This window comes from Bradyrhizobium sp. LA2.1 (assembly GCF_040547725.1).
GTDB classification, from domain to species: domain Bacteria; phylum Pseudomonadota; class Alphaproteobacteria; order Rhizobiales; family Xanthobacteraceae; genus Bradyrhizobium; species Bradyrhizobium barranii.
The window spans coordinates 1-17,962 of sequence record NZ_JBEPQI010000028.1 but is presented as its reverse complement, the minus strand read 5'-3'; the positions used below and the strand labels follow the sequence as shown (position 1 = coordinate 17,962).

The window sequence follows — 17,962 nt, the reverse complement described above, 5'->3', positions numbered from 1 at the left end:
GCCGGCAGGATTATCAAATCCTGCCGGATGATCCTTCCCACGCTTCCTCGATTATCGAAACCAACCGCCTAATGCATCCTGTCTCCGTGACCGAGACGAGGCTTCCATGAGCACGCTCCAACCGACCGCCGACACCGCCTCCGCTGCCAGCATTCCAGCCCCTGCTGCGCCCGCCACGCCGGCGGTTTCCGCAAAAACCTGGATCGCGGTGATCGGCGCGACCCTCGGCGCCTTCATGGCGGTGCTGAACATCCAGATCGTCAACGCTTCGCTCGCCGACATCCAGGGCGCGATCGGCGCCGGTATCGACGATGGCGGCTGGATCTCGACCTCTTATCTGATCGCCGAGATCGTGGTGATCCCGCTCTCCGGCTGGCTCGCGCAGGTGTTCTCGATCCGCATCTATCTGCTCACCAATGCGATCCTGTTCCTGGTTCTGTCCGCGGCCTGCGCGCTGGCGCAGGACCTGCCGCAAATGATCGTGCTGCGCGCGGTGCAGGGTTTCACCGGCGGCGTGCTGATCCCGATGGCCTTCACGCTCATCATCACGCTATTGCCTCGCGCCAAGCAGCCCGTCGGCCTTGCGCTGTTCGCGCTGTCGGCGACGTTCGCACCGGCGATCGGCCCGACCATCGGCGGCTATCTCACCGAGAATTTCGGCTGGCAATACATCTTCTACGTCAACCTCGTGCCCGGCGCGATCATGGTCGGCATGCTCTGGTACGCGCTCGACGCCAAGCCCATGAAGCTTGCGCTGCTGCGCGAGGGCGACTGGGCCGGCATCATCACCATGGCGATCGGCCTGTCGGCGCTTCAGACCGTGCTGGAAGAGGGCAACAAGGACGATTGGTTCGGCTCACCCTTCATCGTCAAGCTGTCGGTCATCGCCGCCACCGCGCTGACCGCCTTCCTGATCATCGAGCTCACGGCGAAGAAGCCGCTGCTCAATCTGCGCCTGCTGGTGCGCCGCAATTTCGGCTTCGGCATGCTCGCGAACTTCCTGCTCGGTGTCGCGCTCTACGGTTCGGTGTTCATCCTGCCGCAGTATCTGGCGCGCATCCAGGGCTACAATGCCGAGCAGATCGGCATGGTGCTGGCCTGGACCGGACTGCCGCAACTCGTGCTGATCCCGCTGGTGCCGCGCCTGATGAAGAAGTTCGACGCGCGGATCATCATCGGCGCCGGCTTCGTCCTGTTCGCGGCCTCGAACTTCCTGAACATTTATATGACCAACGATTACGCTGCCGACCAGCTGTTGTGGCCCAATGTCGTCCGTGCGATCGGCCAGGCGCTCGTGATGGCCCCGTTGTCGGCTGTGGCGACCGCCGGCATCGAAGCGGAGAATGCGGGCTCGGCCTCGGGCCTGTTCAACATGATGCGTAATCTCGGCGGCGCCGTCGGCATCGCGCTGCTTCAGACGTTGCTGACCAAGCGCGAGCAATATCACTCCAACGTGCTGACGCAGTCGGTCTCGGTGTTCGAGCAGGCGACGCGGACGCGGCTGGAGCAGCTCACCCAGTATTTCATCAATCACGGCGTGCTCGACCGCGCCGACGCCGCGCATCGCGCCTATGTCGCGATCGGCCATACCGTGCAGAAGCAGGCTTACATCTTCGCCTTCAGCGACACCTTCTATCTGCTCGGCATGGCACTGATCGTGGCCCTGATCGCCGTATTCTTCCTGAAGAAACCCGGCCAGACCTCGGCCGGTGGAGCTCACTGAGATCAACCCAAGAGACTAACTCAAGCAAAGGAGAACGACCATGAAGCCCCGCATGAACTTCTACCAGGCCGCCCCCGACACGATGAAGGCGCTGATGGCGCTAGAGGAGCAGATCCAATCGACGGGACTCGAGAAATCGCTGATCGAGCTCGTCAAGATCCGGGCGTCGCAGATCAACGGCTGCGCTTTCTGCATCAACATGCACACCGAGGACGCCCGCAAGCGCGGCGAGACCGAACAGCGCATCTATCTGCTCAACGCCTGGCGCGAATCCCCGCTCTATACCGATCGCGAGCGTGCCGCGCTGGCCTGGACGGAATCAGTGACGCTGATCTCCGAGACCCACGCGCCGGACGACGTCTACGAGCAGGTCCGCGCGCAATTCTCCGACGCGGAGACGGTGAACCTGACGATGCTTATCGGGGCCATCAATGCCTGGAACCGGATCGCGATCGCGTTCCGCGCGGTGCATCCGGTGAAGGTGAAGGCGTCGGTGGCGTAGGCCGCAACGCCGCCTCGCGCGCAAATCTCGTAGGGTGGGCAAAGGCGCACTTGCGCCGTGCCCACGTCTTCTGACGCCTCCGCTGAAGGAATGGTGGGCACGCTTCGCTTTGCCCACCCTACGATAGCTGAGCGTGTGGCTCAGACCGCCGTCGCCTTGGCGAACTCGATATAAATCTCCCGCAGCCGCGTGGCCATCGGGCCGGGCTTGCCGTCGGCGACCTTCTTGCCGTCGATCGCAACCACCGGCTGGACGAACAGCGACGCCGAGGTGGCGAAGGCTTCCTTGGCGGCGAGCGCCTCGGCGACCGTGAAGGAACGTTCCTCGACGCGGAGCTGACGCTCTTCGGCGAGCGCCACCACGGCCTTGCGGGTGCAGCCCGGCAGGATCGCGTTGGAGTTCTTGCGGGTCACGATGACGTCGTCCTTGGTCAGGATGAACGCCGAGGACGAACCGCCCTCGGTGACGTAGCCGTCTTCCAGCATCCAGGCCTCGCCGGCGCCGGCTTCGGCCGCAGCCTGCTTCGCCAGAACCTGCGCGAGCAGTGCCACGCTCTTAATATCGCGCCGCTCCCAGCGGATGTCGGGCACCGTGATCACGTTGATGCCGGTCTTGGCCGAGGCGGCGTTGATGATGTCCTTCTCGGAGGTGAACATCACCAGGCTCGACTTGACGTCGCCCTTTGGGAAGGCGAAGTCGCGGCCCTTGTCGGCGCCGCGCGTGACCTGCAGATAGACGAGGCCGTTCTCGACCTTGTTGCGCGCGATCAGCTCCTTCTGGAGCTCGGTGATGCGCTCGACCGTCTCCGGCAACTTCAGCTTGATCTCGCCGACCGAGCGCTCCAGGCGCGTCAGGTGCGAAGCGTTGTCGACCAGCTTGCCGTCGAGCACCGCCGAGACCTCGTAGATGCCGTCGGCGAACAGGAAGCCGCGATCAAGCACCGAGATTTTGGCGTCCGAGAGCGGGACGAATGAGCCGTTGACGTAGGCGATCGAGTCCAAGGCAGGTCTCCTGGGGAGGGAAAGGGGGATTTGCCTGCCCGTATACGGGATTTGTTGGGGCCACGAAACCCTCAACCCGTCATTCCGGGGCGGCGCGAAGCGACGAGCTTTGATGCGCAATTGCGCATCAGAGAATCCATAACCCCGGCCGGTGGTTATGGATTCCGGGCCCGCGCCAAGAGGCGCGCCCCGGAATGACAGCAGAGGTTAATGCGACAAAATCTTCGACAGGAACTTCTGCGCGCGGTCGCTGCGCGGCTTGCCGAAGAAGTCCTCCTTCGCCGCGTCCTCGACGATCTCGCCGCGGTCCATGAAGATGACGCGGTTGGCGACCTTGCGGGCAAAGCCCATCTCGTGGGTGACGACCATCATGGTCATGCCTTCGCGGGCGAGATCGACCATGACGTCGAGCACCTCGCTCACCATCTCGGGGTCGAGCGCCGAGGTCGGCTCATCGAACAGCATGACGATCGGGTCCATGGCAAGCGCGCGGGCGATCGCGACGCGCTGCTGCTGGCCGCCGGAGAGCTGCGCCGGAAATTTCTGCGCCTGCTCCTTCAAGCCGACGCGGTCCAGGAGCTGCATACCCTTTGCCACAGCCGTGTCGGACGACCGTCCTAGCACCTTCTGCTGCGCGAGGCAGAGATTGTCGATGATCTTCAGATGCGGGAACAGCTCGAAGTGCTGGAACACCATGCCGACGCGCGAACGCAGTTTCGGCAGATTGGTCTTGGGGTCATTGACCTTGGTGCCGTCCACGCTGATGTCGCCCTCCTGGAACGGCTCCAGCGCATTGACGCATTTGATCAGCGTCGACTTGCCCGAGCCCGAGGGGCCGCAGACCACGACGACCTCGCCCTTGGTCACGCTGGTGGTGCAGTCGGTCAGCACCTGGAAGGTCGGGGTGTACCATTTGTTGACGTGGCTGATTTCGATCATGACCGATGCGCTCTATCGAATGATGGCGATGCGCGACTGGAGGCGGCGAACGCCGAAAGACGCGATGCAGGAAATGGTGAAGTAGACGACGGCGGCAAACAGATACATCTCGACCAGACGGCCATCGCGCTGCGCGACCTTGCTGGCCGCGCCGAGGAAGTCCGGGATCGACAGCACATAGACCAGCGAGGTGTCCTGGAACAGCACGATGGTCTGCGTCAGCAACACCGGCAGCATGTTGCGGAACGCCTGCGGCAGCACGACGTAGCGCATGGTCTGCGCGTAAGTCAGGCCGAGCGCGTTGGCGGCGGCCGGCTGGCCGCGCGAGATCGACTGGATCCCGGCGCGCATGATCTCGGAGAAGTACGCCGCCTCGAACATGATGAAGGTGATGAGCGAGGATGCGAACGCGCCGACGCTGATCGGACGCGAGGCGCCGGTCACCCACTGCCCGATATAGGGCACCAGGAAATAGAACCAGAAGATCACCAGCACCAGCGGCAGCGAGCGCATGAAGTCGACATAGACACCCGCGATGCGCCCGAGTGTCTTGTAGCCGGACAGCCGCATCAGGGCGATCGCCGTGCCGAAGATCAGGCCGCCGAAGGCGGCGAGCGCCGTCAGCGTCACCGTGAAGGTCATGCCCTCGTAGAACAGATAGGGCAGCGAGCGGCGGATGACCTCGAAATCGAGATTGCTGAACATGGTGCTATTTCCCCGTGATGTAGCCGGGGATCGCGACCCAGCGCTCGAGGAAGCGCATCGCCGTCACGACAATGGCGTTGACAAGGAGATAGAGCAAGGTCGCGGCCGTGAAAGCCTCGAACACCTGGAACGAGAATTCCTGCATCGAGCGCGCCTGACCAGTCAACTCGATCAGGCCGATCGTGATGGCGACAGCCGTGTTCTTGATGGTGTTGAGGAACTCGGAGGTCAGCGGCGGCAGGATGATGCGGAACGCCATCGGCAGCAGCACGTAGCGATAGCCTTGCACGGTGGTCAGCCCGAGCGCGGTCGCCGCCATTTTTTGGCCGCGCGGCAGCGAGCCGATACCGGCCTGCAATTGTATCGCGACGCGGGCCGACATGAAGAAGCCGATGCCGATCGCGGCCGTCCAGAACGGCGCGTTCGGCAGCTGCTTCAGCCAGAGGCCGGCGGCCTTCGGCAGCAATTCCGGCAGCACGAAGAACCACAGAAACAGCTGCACCAGCAGCGGCATGTTGCGGAAGAACTCGACCCAGCAGAAGCCGAACCAGTAGGCGCCCTTGGACGGCAGCGTGCGCATGACGCCGACGAGCGAGCCGAAGATCAGCGCGATGATCCAGGCGAGCGCCGCCGTCTTGAGGGTCAACACCAGTCCCGACAGCAGCATATCGAGATAGGTGCCGGTCCCCATCGGGTTCGGCTCGAAGAAGATTCCCCAGTTCCAGTGGTAGTTCACGTGTCCCCCGCGCGAACGCGCCAATCATGGAAGTCGCAGGCGCCTATGCAAATGTCCGGCCACCCTGGTGTCAAGAGTGGCCGGACATGATCCCGATCCGGAGACCGAGGTTATATCTTACTTGTAGTCGTCCGGGTTCGGCGAGTCCGAAGGTTTCGCGAACTCGTTCTTCAGCTCGGCCGAGATCGGGGTGTTGAGGTTGAGGCCCTTCGGCGGGATCTTGGCCGTGAACCACTTATCGTAGATTTTCAGGCCCTCGCCGGAGGTGTAGAGCGCAGCGGTTGCTGCATCGACCACCTTCTTGAACGGCGCGTCGTCCTTGCGCAGCATGATGCCGTAGGGCTCAGGCTTGGAGAACGCGTCCTTGGAGATGACATAGTCGTCCGGCGTCTTCGAGCCGGCAACGAGGCTCGCGAGCAGAACGTCGTCCATCACGAAGGCGACCGCGCGGTCGGTCTCGACCATCAGGAAGGCCTCGGCATGGTCTTTGGCCGGGATGATATTGGCACCCAGGCTCTTCGCGACATTGGCCTCCGTGAGCTGCTTGATGTTGGTGGTGCCGGCGGTGGAGACCACCGTCTTGCCCTTGAGATCGTCGATCGACTTCAGGCCGCTCGACTTCTTGAAGACGTAGCGGCTGGCAGTCAGATAGTGCGTGTTGGTGAAGGCCACCTGCTTCTGGCGGTCGGCATTGTTGGTGGTCGAGCCGCATTCGAGGTCGATCGTGCCGTTGGCCATCAGCGGAATACGGGTCGCCGAGGTCACCGGATTGAGCTTGACCTCGAGCTTGTCGAGCTTGAGCTCCTTCTTCACGGCGTCGACGATCTTGTAGCAGATGTCCATCGCGAACCCGACGGGCTTCTGGTTGTCGTCGAGATAGGAGAACGGGATCGAGGAATCGCGGAAGCCGAGCGTGATGGCGCCGGTGTCCTTGATGTTCTTCAGCGTGCCGGTCAGCTCCTGGGCCCCGGCCTGGCTGACGGCGAAGGTCGCGGCGAGCGCGAGGCCGATGCTACGGAAATGTCTCACTTTTTTATTCCCCTTTCAGGATGATGCGGCCCGGATGCAAGCACAGATTGGGCCGGATTAGAATGTGACTTTCGGCTGGATTGCGGCTCAGGTTAATGGCTCAGCCGAGTGGCTTGGGCAATTCCCCGAGATCCCAGAACAGCCCGGCCATCACCGTCAAGGCCTCTTCGGTCAATGGCAGCAGGATGTGCTCATTGGGCGCATGCTGGGAGCAGCCGGGATAGGAGTGCGGGACCCAGATCGTCGGCAGGCCCAGGATCTCGGAAAACACGTCGTTGGGCAGCGAGCCGCCGAAATTCGGCAAAACGGCCGGCGCCTTGCCGGTGGTCTCCTTCACCGAATCCGCCGCCCACGTGATCCAGGGGCTGTCGAAATCGGTGCGCGACGCCGCAAAGCTCTGGGCGGCCCGCACCTCGACCATCGGAAAGCCCTTTTGCACCAGATGCGCGCGGACCGCATCGATCAGGCCGTCGACCTTGGTGCCGACCACGAAACGCAGTTGCAGCACGGCATTGGCGTGGCCGGGGATGGCATTCGCGGGCTTCTCGATATTTCCGGACGACATCGCCAGCACTTCGAGCGTGTTCCAGGCATAGAGCCGCTCGGCGGCCGACAGCCCTTCCTCGCCCCAGTTCTCCGCGAGCGCCGGCTCGTCCTCGGTCGGCACCACCTGCACGTCGGCGAGATAGCTGCGGATCTGGTTGGTGAGCCGCGGCGGCTTCAGCGCGTCGAGTTGAAGCCGGCCATGGCCGTCGACCAGCGTCGAGATCGCGTTGACGAGAATGGTCGCGGGGTTGGCGAGCACGCCGCCCCAATTGCCGGAATGATGGCCGCCATCGCGCAGATTGACGTCGAGATGAATGCGGATGCCGCCACGACAGCCCAGGAACAAGGTCGGCCGGTCGGCCGACAGGCGCGGTCCGTCGGAGGCCATGAACAAATCGGCCTTGAGCGTATCGCGATTGAGGTCGCAGACCTTGCCGAGATCGGGCGAGCCGATCTCCTCGCCCATTTCGACGATGAATTTTGCGTTGAAGCCGAGCTTGCCGCCGCGGGCCTCGCGCACCGCGCGGAGTGCCGCCATGTTGATGCTGTGCTGGCCCTTGTTGTCGGCGGTGCCACGGCCATAGAGCCGCGTGCCCGCAACCGTTGTGCGCCAGGGATCGCGGCCGTCGCGCCACTCCCCCTCCATGCCGTCGACGACGTCACCATGGCCGTAGATCAGCACGGTCGGCGCTGACGCGCTCTCGTGATGCTCGGCGAACAGGAACGGCGCCTTGCCGCTCGGGGATTCGACGATGCGGCTGGTAAAGTCTAGCGCAGCAAAGGAGGGCATCATCTCCTGTTCCAGATAGGAACGCAGCTCGGCGCCGCGCGACGGGTTCTGGCTTTCGGTCTTGAAGGCCACACGGCGGTCGAGTTCAGCGAGGAACGCGCCGGATTTGAAATCCTCACGGGCGCGGGAGATGGCGTCGGCTCTGGTCATGATTTGCTTTTCGGACTTCGAGGCGAAGGACCCTACCCGAGACAGGCTGGCCTTCGAAAGTGGCGGGGACTTGGACAGTTCTTGTAGTTCTCTTGCGATTTCGTTCTTGCTCTCTTGAGATTGGCTTGCCAAGAGCGGGAGCGCCGCTGATTTTGGCCTTGCCAAGCGCAAGCCTTTCTATTCTTGGCCCTTGCCAAGGGCCAAGAATATGCAAGAACTTCGCCAAGTTGAGGCGCACGTTTATCATTCGAAGAGCGCTCGGTACAGGGCGCCGGGGGATCATCATGGCCAAGCAGATCAGGCTCAACGCCTTTGCGATGAATTGCGTCGCGCATCAATCACCCGGGCTGTGGACCCATCCGCGCGATCGCACCGCCGAATATAACCGCCTGCCTTACTGGATCGACCTTGCCAAAACGCTGGAACGCGGCCGCTTCGACGGGTTGTTCCTGGCCGACGTGCTCGGGGTCTATGACGTCTATGGCAGCAGCCCTGACGCGGCCTTGCGCAACGCAGCGCAGACGCCGTCGAACGAGCCGCTGCTGCTGCTCTCGGCGATGGCAGCGGTGACGCAGAATCTCGGCTTCGGCGTCACCAGCAATCTGTCCTTCGAGCCGCCCTACCCGTTCGCGCGGCGGATGTCGACGCTCGACCATCTCACCGAGGGACGGATCGGCTGGAACGTCGTCACCGGCTATCTCGACAGCGCCGCGCGCGGCGCCGGCAAGGACAAGCAGACCGGACACGACGATCGCTACGACATCGCCGACGAATATATGGAGGTGGTCTACAAGCTCTGGGAAGGGAGCTGGGAGGACGACGCGGTGCTGCGTGACCGCAAGCGCGGCATCTTCACCGATCCGAGCAAGGTTCATCGCATCAATCATGAGAGCGCGAATTACCGCATCAACAACACCATCCACCTCAGCGAGCCGTCGCCGCAGCGGACGCCGGTGCTGTATCAGGCCGGCACCTCGCCGCGCGGCCGGCAGTTCGCGGCGAAGCATGCCGAATGCGTGTTCATGTCGGGACCGTCGGCCAAGATCATCGGGCCGCGCGTCTCCGCGATCCGCCAGGAAGCCGCCGCGCTCGGCCGCAATCCGGCGGAGATCCTGATGTTCAACATGATGACGATCATCCTCGGCAACACGGAAGCCGAAGCGACGGCCAAGTATGCCGACTACCGGTCGCATATCAGTCCGGAAGGCGCGCTGGCCCTGATGTCGGGATGGACCGGCATCGACTTCTCCGGCTACGAGCTCGACCAGCAGGTGCGTCACGTCCAGAACGACGCCGGCCGCAGCGCACTCGATAACGTCACCCGCGGCGACCCCGACCGCGTCTGGACCGTCCGCGACGTCATCGAGCATGTCGGCATCGGTGGCGCCGGCCCGGTCGTGGTCGGCACGCCCGAGAGCGTCGCCGACAAGATCGAGGATTGGTTCGAGAAGACTGACGTCGACGGCCTCAACGTCGCCTTTGCGATCTCGCCCGGCGATTTCGAGGACATCGCCGACATGCTGGTGCCGGAGCTGACCAAGCGCGGCCGCTACAAGCCGGAATACGCAAAGGGCACCCTGCGGGAGAAGCTGTTCGGCGACGGCCGTGCGCGGCTCGACGCACCGCATCCGGCGGCGGGGTATCGGGTGGGGAAGAAGGGGTAGTTGCCACACCCACGCTGTCATGCCCCGGCTTGCCGCCTTCGCCAAATGGCTTCGGCGGCCGAGCACCCTTGTGGCCCCGGCGTAGCCTTGGCGGAGCCGGGACCGGGGCATCCAGTACGCCGCGGCCTATCGAGGAATCACAGCCGTCTCTGGAATACTGGATCGCCCGATCAAGTCGGGCGATGACAGCTGAGAACGCGGCAAGTGCCAGTGCGATAGCGACCCCCTACACCTTCCCGTCCACCGTCACCTCGATCAGCTTCGTTCCGGGGCGGTTGAACGCCGACGACAGCGTCGCCTTCAGCTCACGGGGATCACTCACCTTGATCGCCTCGCAGCCGAGCGCCTTCGCGATCCCTGCGAAATCCACCGGCGGATCGACAAAATCCATGCCGACGTAGTTGTCATCACCATGGAAGGCGAGCAGGCGCTGCTTGATGATGCGGTAGCCGCCATTGTTGGCGATGACGACGTTGAGCGGCAGCTTGTGATGCGCCGCCGTCCACAGCGACTGGATCGAATACATCGCGCTGCCGTCGCCGGAGAAGCACACCACCGGGCGATCCGGATTGGCGATGCTGGCGCCGACGGAGGCCGGCAGGCCCCAGCCGATGCCACCGGAGGCAAGCCCATGATAGCCGAAGCGGTCGCGGTGCGGACGCAGCGCCGTGATCTGGCGGCTCGATGTGAGCCCTTCGTCGACGAGGATCGCATGATCGGGCATGGCCTCGACCATTTGCAGCACCAGGAAATCCGGATCGATCGGGCTGCGGCCGGCGCTCTTGCCGATCTGCTCGACCAGCGCGGCACGCCGCGCGGTCCAGTTCTTGGGCGCGAGTTCGGCGAGGCGCTGCTTTGCACGGCTTGCCAGCGCAGCGCCGCCCATCTCCTTCAGCACCGGGATCAGCGCCCGCAGCGTTTCCTTCAGATCCGCCTTCAGCGCGATTTCAGCCCCGTAGTTCTTGGCGATCTCCCAATCGACGAGGCCGATCTGCACGATGCCGAGTCCGTCAGGCAGCGCATCGACCTCGCTATAGACTGACATCCGCAGGGGATCGCCGCCGAGTGCGATCAGAAGGTCATACGGCGCAAGCGTGTCGCGCGCGGCCTTCTGCACGCGCGCCAGCGTGCCGACGAAGCTCGGGCTTTCCGAGAGGAAATGCGAGCCATAAGGCGTCGAGGACTGATAGGCGGCCGCACCAAGCAGCTCGGCGAGTTCGGCAGCCTCCTTCAGCGCATCGCTCTTGACCACCTCGTCCATGGTGACGATGACGGGACGTTCGGCCTTGAGCAGCCGCGCGGCAAACGCCTTCAGTGCCTCGTCCGACGGCTTTACGCGAGCATCGATGCGGGTGGAGCGGCCGAGATCGATGCCGGCCTCGCTGTTGAGGATGTCGCCCGGCAGCGAGATGAACACCGGCCCGGTCGGCGGCGTCATCGCGACCTTGGCGGCGCGGCGGACGATGCGCGGCAGATCTTCCAGCCGCGTCACCTCGACCGCCCATTTCACCAGCGGCTCAGCCATCCGCACCAGCGGGCCATAGAGCACCGGCTCCATCAGGCCGTGGCCCTGCTCCTGCTGGCCGGCGGTCAGGATCATCGGCGTGCCCGTGAACTGGGCGTTGTAGAGCGAGCCCATCGCGTTGCCGAGCCCCGGCGCGACATGGACGTTGCAGGCGACGAGCTTGCCGGAGGCGCGGCTGTAGCCATCCGCGATCGCGACCACCAGGCTCTCCTGCATTGCCATCACATAAGTGAGATCAGGATGGTCCTTCAGCGCATGCATGATCGGCAGCTCGGTGGTGCCGGGATTGCCGAACAGATGGGTGATGCCCTCGTCCTTGAGCAGCGCGAGAAAAGCGGAGCGGCCGGTAATCTTGTTCTTCATGTTTCCTCCAGGCCCCGCGGGCGCTGCCGCAAGGTGAGGCATGATGGCCGAACTTGGCCGAGGCACGCAAGGAAGCGCCGTCATGGCAGACTTGCGTCGGCGCGGGCAAGCTGGGAACATGCTCGCGCGTAAGCCTGCACGGGGAGACGCGATGGCCTATGACGAGAACACCGCGGCGCGGGTGCGCAAATTGCTGGCGGGTCAGCGAGACGTCGCGGAAAAGAAGATGATGGGCGGCCTCTGCTTCATGGTGAACAACACCATGTGCTGCACCGTAAGCGGGCGCGGCGGCATGCTGATCCGTGTCGGCCCGGACGCGCATGCCCGCATGCTGCAGGAGCCGCACACCAGCCCGATGGAAATGCGCGGGCGCATCATGACCGGCTTCGTGCGCGTCGCGCCGGACGGCTATCAGAGCGATGCCGATCTGAAAAATTGGGTCAAGCGCGGGCTCGACTTCGTGGCGGCGACTACCGCGGGACGCAAAGCGGCGCCGCGGAAGGCTGTTGCGGCCAAGACCAAGGTCGCCGCCAAGGCTAAAGCACCTCCTCGCGACCGAGCTCGAAAGGGTCTTCGCCGCTAGCGCGCTTCTTCTTTTTCGAGCGCTGCCAGACCACGCCGGGAAAGCCCTTCAGCGGCACCAGCGGCTCGCCGGTATAGGCCCATTCCTGAAGCTCTTCGATCGCGATGTGATAGAGCGGCTGGCGGCCGGTACGCTCCTTGAACAGCGCGCGAGGGATGTTGACCATATGCGGCCCACGCGGACGCTCATAGGCGATCGGCGTGCCGCAATGGGCGCAGAAGCTGCGCGCAGTGCTGGTGGCCTTGTCCTCGTAGCGGGCCAGCGCGGTTTTCCCTGAGGTGATGCGAAAGCGCTTCTTCCAGCTCCCGACATAGGTCGCATAGGCCGCGCCGTGCGCGCGGCGGCTGGCGGCCGAATGATCATGCCAGGCCCAACGCGCGGGGACGTCGATCTCGAAGGTGACCTTGCCGCAGAGGCATTGGCCGGTGGCGGTTCCTGCGGCGACTGCAGCTTTGGCCATGGTCTCTCTCCGTCGTCGTCGCAAAGACGACAATACACGATCGTCATTCCGGGGCGCGACAAAGTCGCGAGCCCCGGAATGACTGAGGGAGACTACGCCGTCGCGAGCTCGTCATACACCGGGTAATCCGTATACCCCTTCTCCTCGCCGCCGTAGAACGTCGCACGGTTATACGGCGTGATCGGATAGTCGTGCCGAAGGCGGCGCGGCAAATCGGGGTTGGAGATGAAGATGCGGCCGAAGGCGATGATGTCGGCGTGGCCGTCGGCGATCGCCGCATTCGCGGTCTCGCCGGTGAAGCCGCCGGCTGTCATCAGCACGCCGCTGTAGAGCGGGCGGAACAGTACCATCGCCGACGGCACGTTCTCCCAGTGGACGTCGGCACGGCCGGCGCCGCTGGAGCGCGGCTCGATGAAGTGAAGATAGGCAAGGCCGAGCTTGTCGATCGCTTTCACAACGTGCGTGTAAAGCGGCATCGGATCGGGCTCACCGGAATCATTGGCGATGCCGTGGGGCGACAGCCGCACGCCGACGCGGTTCGCGCCCCAGACGTCGATCGCCGCCTGCGTGACTTCGAGCAGAAGCCGCGCGCGGTTCTCGATTCCGCCACCATATTGATCGGTGCGCTGGTTGCTGCGCGACTGCAGGAACTGCTCGAGCAGATAGCCGTTGGCGCCGTGGATCTCGACGCCGTCGAAGCCGGCGGCGAGCGCGTTCTTGGCGCCCTGCCGGAAGGCCTCGACGATGCCCTTGACCTCGCCGGTCTCCAGCGCGCGCGGGGTCTCGTAATCAGAAATCTTGCCGCCGGCGGTCATCGCCTTCATGCCTTCGGCCTTGATCGCAATCGCCGAAGCCGAGACCGGCGGCTCACCGCCGTGGAAGGACGAATGCGAGACGCGGCCGACATGCCAGAGCTGGAGGAAAATGATGCCGCCCTTGGCGTGCACGGCATCCGTCACCTTGCGCCAGCCGGCGATCTGCGCCTCCGAATAGATGCCGGGCGTCGCGGGGTTGCCGCGGCCATGCGAGAGCACGGGGGACGCTTCAGCGATGATCAAGCCGCCTTGTGTGGCGCGCTGGCCGTAATATTCGGCGTTGAGCGGCCGCGGCGAGAAGCTCTCGCGCTCGGCGCGCATGCGCGTCAGCGGCGCCAACGCGACGCGATGCGCCAGCTTGTACGGACCAACCTGCAACGGTTTGAACAACGCCTCGAATTTCATGTGATCCCCGGAATGATCGATGAGAGGACGGGGATCATATGAGAAAGCGTGGCAGCCCGGAAGCCGCTTGGGTGGATGGCTGGCCAGCCGAAAGATGCGGCAGAAGCAAAAAGCCCCGGGCCGGGCCCGGGGCTTGCTGTCCGTCCAGAACGGCGGATCAGTATTTCGCGACGACCGGGCCCGAGCCGAACTTGTAGTTCAAGCCGACCCGCGCGATGTGGCCGGTGAAATCCGCGGTTGCGTCAAAGCCACGCGCAGGGCCCGGAGTGAACGGGAACAGCGGATTGAAGAAAGTGTATTTCTCGCTGCCGAGATCATAATAGAGATATTCGAGCTTGACGCTCCAGTTCGACGCAAAGCGGTACTCGCCGCCACCGCCGACGGCCCAGCCCGCGCGCCAGCTTTCCGACGCCCCCGCGCCACAGATCACGTTGAGGCAGGGCGTGCCGGCCGCAAGCGTGGGATCCACGATCGACGTCGACGCCTTGACATGTCCATAGGCAAGACCGCCGGTCGCGTAGAGCATCAGGTCGGGTGTAACGGTGGCACCGATCCGGCCGCGCACGGTCCCCAACCAGTCGACCTTCTGCTCTTGCCTGGTCATGATGTCCGGAAAGACCGGCAGGGTTCGGGAGACCGTCGCACTGCCCTTGATGCCGGCGGCCGCGATATCGGCTTCGACGCCCCATACCAGGGAGCCCGTCTGCACATTGTAGCCGGCCTGCACGCCGCCCAGCACACCACGCGGGCTTGTTGCCAATGACGGCGGGACAAGGCCACCCGCGAGGGCCACGTCGAGCACACCCGCGGTGAAAACCGGGTCGTGCGGCGCGAGCTTGATCGCATCATCGCTCCAGCCATATCCGACATTCACGCCGGCGTAGAAGCCCGACCAGTTGTAGGCGACGGGCAATTGCGGCGCCTTGTAGAGCGGCGCACGCGCGGCGATATCGGCTGCAACCGCGGGCTGCGCCGAGGCGACGCCCAAAGCCACAAGCATGATCGAAGTGAAGCGAAGCATTCTCGATATCCCAACCCGAGCATTGACGTTGACCAGCAGTAACGGGCCGACGTTCGAAATGGGATAACAATCCTTGCGAGATCGCGGACAACAGCCGTTTCAGAAACGCTTGTAGCGTCCGGGCAACAACTTCTGGTCGTCGCAAGCAGCCTCTCGTCGCCGCAAGCAAGATCAGCCGCTGAAACCCGGACGCGGCAGCAGAAACGCCCTACGCCGTCTTGATCCAGACGGCCTTCACGTTGAGATATTCCTCGACATGCTGCTTGCCGGATTCGCGGCCGTAGCCGCTCATCTTGTAGCCGCCGAAGGGCACGGCCGGGTCCATCGCCTGGTAGCAATTCACCCACACCGAGCCGGCGCGCAAGCTCTTCGCGACCGCATGGGCCTTGCTGACGTCGCGCGTCCACAGGCCGGAGCCGAGGCCGAAGGTGGTGTTGTTGGCGCGCTTGACCAGCTCGTCCATGTCCTTGAACGCGATCGCGGAGATGACGGGACCAAAAATCTCCTCCTGCGCGATGCGCATGTTGTCCTGCACGCCCGCGAACACCGTCGGCGAGACGAAGAAGCCCTTCGACAGCGCGCCTTCGGTGACACGGCCACCGCCGGCGAGCGCACGCGCGCCTTCCTTCTGGCCGATGTCGAGATAGCCGGTGACGCGCTTGAGTTGCTCCTCGGACACGAGCGGGCCGATCTGCACATTGGGATCAAGGCCGTTGCCGACCTGCAGCTTCTTGCCGAACTCGGCGACGCGGCCGACGAACTCTTCGTAGACCGACTGCTCGACGAACAGGCGCGTGCCGGCGCTGCAGATCTGGCCGGAATTGGCGAACACCGCCATCGCGGCGCCGGGGACGGCGGCATCGAGATCGGCATCGGCAAACACGATGTCCGGCGACTTGCCGCCGAGCTCGAGCGAGACGCGCTTGAGGTTGCCGGCCGAGGCGCGGATGATCGATTGTCCCGTGACATGCGAGCCGGTGAAGGCGACCTTGTCGACATCATGATGCGAGGCAAGCGCAGCGCCCGCGGTCTCGCCATAGCCGGGCACGACGTTGATGACGCCCGGCGGCACGCCGGCCTCCATCGCGAGCTCGGCGATGCGCAGCGAGGTGAGCGGCGCCTCTTCGGCGGGCTTCAGCACCACGGTGCAGCCGGTCGCGATGGCCGGGCCGATCTTCCAGATGGTCGCGGTCAGCGGGCCGTTCCAGGGAATGATGGCGCCGACGACGCCGATCGGCTCCTTCAGGGTGTAGGAGAAGATTTCACCGGGCAGCGAGTTCTCGATGGTCTCGCCGTGGATCGCGGTGGTCTGGCCGGCGTAATAGCGCAGCATGCCCACGGCGCGCAGACGATAGGCGCGGGTGCGGCTGAGCGGCGCGCCCATGTCGAGCGTGTCGAGCTGCGACAATTCGTCGAAATTCTTCTCGACGAGGTCGGCGAGCTTGAGCAGCAGGTTCTGCCGCTCGAACGGTTTGACTTTGCTCCAGGGGCCTTCGAAGGCACGGCGAGCCGCGGCGACTGCACGGTCGATGTCTTCCTTGTCGCCCTCGGCGACCGTCGCCAGCAATTCGCCGGTGGCCGGGTTGTGGGTCTCGAAGCGCTTGCCTGAGGCAGCATCGACCCACTTCCCGTCGATCAGCATCTGCTTGTAGGACCCGTTGGCGAACGGATGGCGCGTGATCGGAATAGCCTGCGACACAGCCATGGCTGCACTCCCTGTCAAATGATTGATTGGTTCGATCTGGGCGGGATCGTTAGGTCGAATAGAATACAGCGCCGCCGGAAAGGCGTAAAGGCGGCGTGGAACGAAGACCTCCCATGCCGACTTGTGCAGGGTCGCGCGAGTGCCATGTTATAGCTCGACCGAGCCCTTCCCCGGAGACCAACCATGCCACATTCCGCCATCGTCAAAGACAATGTCGCCGTGATCACGGGCGGCGCATCCGGTATCGGATTGGCCACCGCGCTGGCCTTCGCGCGCGCCGGCATGAAGGTGTGCATCGCAGATGTGGATCAGGCGCGGCTGGCGGAAGCTGCAACAAAACTGTCATCCGTCACGCCTGCCACACATGTGATGACGTTCGCGGTCGATGTCAGCAAGGCCGAGAGCGTGACGGAACTGGAACGCGGCGTGCGCGAGCGCTTCGGCGGCACCGACATCCTCATGAACAATGCCGGCATCCAGCCCGGCAGCACGCTGTTCGGCGAGCCCGACAACTGGCAGCGGATCATCGGCGTCAACATGTGGGGCATCATCAGCGGCTCGCGCATCTTCGCACCCGGCATGATCGCGCGCGGCAAGGCCGGGCTGATCATCAACACCGGCTCGAAGCAGGGCATCACCACGCCGCCCGGCGATCCCGCCTACAACGTCTCCAAGGCCGGCGTGAAGGCTTTTACGGAAGCGCTCCAACACGAGCTGCGCAACACGAAGGACTGCCGCATCACCGCGCATCTGCTGATCCCCGGCTTCGTCTTCACCGGCCTGACCGCGAAGGGCCGCACCGAGAAGCCGGCCGGGGCCTGGACGGCTGAGCAGACCGTGGATTTCATGCTGGCGCGGCTGGAAGCCGGCGACTTCTACATCCTCTGCCCGGACAACGACGTGCCGCGCGCGCTCGACGAGAAGCGGATGCTGTGGGCGGCGGGAGACATCGTCGAGAACCGCCCGCCGCTGTCGCGCTGGCACCCGGACTATGCCGACGCGTTCGCGAAGTTCGTGAAGGGGGAGTGACCGCCTTCCCTTCTCCCCTTGTGGGAGAAGGTGGCGTAGGCGGCCTTCGGCCGCCGTTCTTAAGAACGCCGATGCTTTGCATCGGCTATGGCGCCGGATGAGGGGTATCTATCCCCGAGTATAACTGTCAGCGAGACTCGCGGAGAGAGACCCCTCACCCGGCTTCGCTGCGCGAAGCCACCTTCTCCCGCAAGGGGCCTGTTGCGTAATTCGTCAATTGTGATTCCCTAGGGCAAAGCCTTGGAGGGTAGCGATGGCGGTCAAGCGGACG

16 protein-coding genes are annotated in these 17,962 nt (G+C 64.2%); 5 read left to right on the top strand and 11 right to left on the bottom strand.

Annotated features, from left to right (window positions below; all coding sequences use genetic code 11):
- The first annotated feature begins 106 nt into the window (after positions 1 to 106).
- Together ABIB95_RS38135 and ABIB95_RS38130 are read left to right on the top strand one after the other, a co-directional pair.
- On the top strand, positions 107 to 1,723 hold the full coding sequence (locus ABIB95_RS38135; protein ID WP_354247559.1) for an MDR family MFS transporter: 1,617 nt from the start codon (positions 107 to 109) through the stop codon (positions 1,721 to 1,723).
- Positions 1,724 to 1,763: 40 nt separating this feature from the next.
- Positions 1,764 to 2,225 carry a carboxymuconolactone decarboxylase family protein gene (locus tag ABIB95_RS38130; RefSeq protein ID WP_007615070.1) on the top strand — a complete coding sequence of 154 codons (462 nt, stop codon included), beginning with the start codon at positions 1,764 to 1,766 and terminating at the stop codon, positions 2,223 to 2,225.
- Positions 2,226 to 2,365: 140 nt separating this feature from the next.
- On the opposite strand, the gene ABIB95_RS38125 is transcribed toward ABIB95_RS38130, so the two are convergent.
- The 6 genes from ABIB95_RS38125 to ABIB95_RS38100 all read right to left on the bottom strand — a co-directional run bounded on the left by ABIB95_RS38125 (position 2,366) and on the right by ABIB95_RS38100 (position 8,121).
- The gene (locus ABIB95_RS38125; RefSeq protein WP_063985665.1) at positions 2,366 to 3,226 is read right to left on the bottom strand and encodes a D-amino-acid transaminase; all 861 of its coding nucleotides are present in this window, start codon (positions 3,224 to 3,226) and stop codon (positions 2,366 to 2,368) included.
- A gap of 207 nt (positions 3,227 to 3,433) precedes the next feature.
- On the bottom strand, positions 3,434 to 4,165 hold the full coding sequence (locus tag ABIB95_RS38120) for an amino acid ABC transporter ATP-binding protein (protein ID WP_014491857.1): 732 nt from the start codon (positions 4,163 to 4,165) through the stop codon (positions 3,434 to 3,436).
- A gap of 12 nt (positions 4,166 to 4,177) precedes the next feature.
- Positions 4,178 to 4,870 carry an amino acid ABC transporter permease gene (locus ABIB95_RS38115; protein WP_063985666.1) on the bottom strand — a complete coding sequence of 231 codons (693 nt, stop codon included), beginning with the start codon at positions 4,868 to 4,870 and terminating at the stop codon, positions 4,178 to 4,180.
- Positions 4,871 to 4,874: 4 nt separating this feature from the next.
- Positions 4,875 to 5,606 carry an amino acid ABC transporter permease gene (locus ABIB95_RS38110; RefSeq protein WP_063985667.1) on the bottom strand — a complete coding sequence of 244 codons (732 nt, stop codon included), beginning with the start codon at positions 5,604 to 5,606 and terminating at the stop codon, positions 4,875 to 4,877.
- A 117-nt stretch (positions 5,607 to 5,723) separates the two neighbouring features.
- Positions 5,724 to 6,635, bottom strand: coding sequence for an amino acid ABC transporter substrate-binding protein (locus ABIB95_RS38105; protein WP_063985668.1), 912 nt, complete (start codon positions 6,633 to 6,635; stop codon positions 5,724 to 5,726).
- Positions 6,636 to 6,735: 100 nt separating this feature from the next.
- On the bottom strand, positions 6,736 to 8,121 hold the full coding sequence (locus ABIB95_RS38100; RefSeq protein ID WP_354247556.1) for a M20 family metallopeptidase: 1,386 nt from the start codon (positions 8,119 to 8,121) through the stop codon (positions 6,736 to 6,738).
- Positions 8,122 to 8,405: 284 nt separating this feature from the next.
- On the opposite strand from ABIB95_RS38100, the gene ABIB95_RS38095 reads away from it, so the two are divergent.
- Complete coding sequence (locus ABIB95_RS38095; protein WP_354247553.1) at positions 8,406 to 9,785, top strand: LLM class flavin-dependent oxidoreductase; 1,380 nt, start codon at positions 8,406 to 8,408, stop codon at positions 9,783 to 9,785.
- A 226-nt stretch (positions 9,786 to 10,011) separates the two neighbouring features.
- On the opposite strand, the gene ABIB95_RS38090 is transcribed toward ABIB95_RS38095, so the two are convergent.
- Positions 10,012 to 11,673 (bottom strand): thiamine pyrophosphate-binding protein, encoded by a 1,662-nt coding sequence (locus tag ABIB95_RS38090; RefSeq protein WP_354247550.1) that lies wholly within the window; start codon positions 11,671 to 11,673, stop codon positions 10,012 to 10,014.
- 151 nt (positions 11,674 to 11,824) lie between these two features.
- Here ABIB95_RS38090 and ABIB95_RS38085 point away from each other — a divergent pair, with 151 nt between their 5' ends.
- Positions 11,825 to 12,256 carry a TfoX/Sxy family protein gene (locus ABIB95_RS38085; RefSeq protein WP_354247547.1) on the top strand — a complete coding sequence of 144 codons (432 nt, stop codon included), beginning with the start codon at positions 11,825 to 11,827 and terminating at the stop codon, positions 12,254 to 12,256.
- Here ABIB95_RS38085 and ABIB95_RS38080 read toward each other — a convergent pair.
- From ABIB95_RS38080 to ABIB95_RS38065, 4 genes are all read right to left on the bottom strand, one after another.
- Positions 12,210 to 12,716, bottom strand: coding sequence for a GFA family protein (locus tag ABIB95_RS38080; protein WP_354176563.1), 507 nt, complete (start codon positions 12,714 to 12,716; stop codon positions 12,210 to 12,212). The genes ABIB95_RS38085 and ABIB95_RS38080 overlap by 47 nt on opposite strands.
- Positions 12,717 to 12,808: 92 nt before the next feature.
- Complete coding sequence (locus ABIB95_RS38075; RefSeq protein WP_354247544.1) at positions 12,809 to 13,936, bottom strand: alkene reductase; 1,128 nt, start codon at positions 13,934 to 13,936, stop codon at positions 12,809 to 12,811.
- A gap of 157 nt (positions 13,937 to 14,093) precedes the next feature.
- Positions 14,094 to 14,957 carry an outer membrane protein gene (locus tag ABIB95_RS38070; protein ID WP_247315641.1) on the bottom strand — a complete coding sequence of 288 codons (864 nt, stop codon included), beginning with the start codon at positions 14,955 to 14,957 and terminating at the stop codon, positions 14,094 to 14,096.
- Positions 14,958 to 15,165: 208 nt separating this feature from the next.
- Positions 15,166 to 16,662 (bottom strand): aldehyde dehydrogenase family protein, encoded by a 1,497-nt coding sequence (locus tag ABIB95_RS38065; protein ID WP_247315642.1) that lies wholly within the window; start codon positions 16,660 to 16,662, stop codon positions 15,166 to 15,168.
- 183 nt (positions 16,663 to 16,845) lie between these two features.
- Between ABIB95_RS38065 and ABIB95_RS38060 the strand changes: the two genes are divergently transcribed.
- Entirely contained in the window at positions 16,846 to 17,691 is an 846-nt protein-coding gene (locus ABIB95_RS38060) for an SDR family NAD(P)-dependent oxidoreductase (protein WP_354247540.1), read from the top strand.
- Positions 17,692 to 17,962: the final 271 nt, after the last annotated feature.

What these genes read in the sequence shown, in the direction of transcription:
- ABIB95_RS38135 (WP_354247559.1), top strand. Translation starts at nt 107, where the DNA reads ATGAGCACGCTCCAACCGACCGCCGACACCGCCTCCGCTGCCAGCATT.
- ABIB95_RS38130 (WP_007615070.1), top strand. Translation starts at nt 1,764, where the DNA reads ATGAAGCCCCGCATGAACTTCTACCAGGCCGCCCCCGACACGATGAAG.
- ABIB95_RS38120 (WP_014491857.1), bottom strand. Translation starts at nt 4,165, where the DNA reads ATGATCGAAATCAGCCACGTCAACAAATGGTACACCCCGACCTTCCAG.
- ABIB95_RS38115 (WP_063985666.1), bottom strand. Translation starts at nt 4,870, where the DNA reads ATGTTCAGCAATCTCGATTTCGAGGTCATCCGCCGCTCGCTGCCCTAT.
- ABIB95_RS38100 (WP_354247556.1), bottom strand. Translation starts at nt 8,121, where the DNA reads ATGACCAGAGCCGACGCCATCTCCCGCGCCCGTGAGGATTTCAAATCC.
- ABIB95_RS38095 (WP_354247553.1), top strand. Translation starts at nt 8,406, where the DNA reads ATGGCCAAGCAGATCAGGCTCAACGCCTTTGCGATGAATTGCGTCGCG.
- ABIB95_RS38090 (WP_354247550.1), bottom strand. Translation starts at nt 11,673, where the DNA reads ATGAAGAACAAGATTACCGGCCGCTCCGCTTTTCTCGCGCTGCTCAAG.
- ABIB95_RS38085 (WP_354247547.1), top strand. Translation starts at nt 11,825, where the DNA reads ATGGCCTATGACGAGAACACCGCGGCGCGGGTGCGCAAATTGCTGGCG.
- ABIB95_RS38080 (WP_354176563.1), bottom strand. Translation starts at nt 12,716, where the DNA reads ATGGCCAAAGCTGCAGTCGCCGCAGGAACCGCCACCGGCCAATGCCTC.
- ABIB95_RS38075 (WP_354247544.1), bottom strand. Translation starts at nt 13,936, where the DNA reads ATGAAATTCGAGGCGTTGTTCAAACCGTTGCAGGTTGGTCCGTACAAG.
- ABIB95_RS38070 (WP_247315641.1), bottom strand. Translation starts at nt 14,957, where the DNA reads ATGCTTCGCTTCACTTCGATCATGCTTGTGGCTTTGGGCGTCGCCTCG.
- ABIB95_RS38065 (WP_247315642.1), bottom strand. Translation starts at nt 16,662, where the DNA reads ATGGCTGTGTCGCAGGCTATTCCGATCACGCGCCATCCGTTCGCCAAC.
- ABIB95_RS38060 (WP_354247540.1), top strand. Translation starts at nt 16,846, where the DNA reads ATGCCACATTCCGCCATCGTCAAAGACAATGTCGCCGTGATCACGGGC.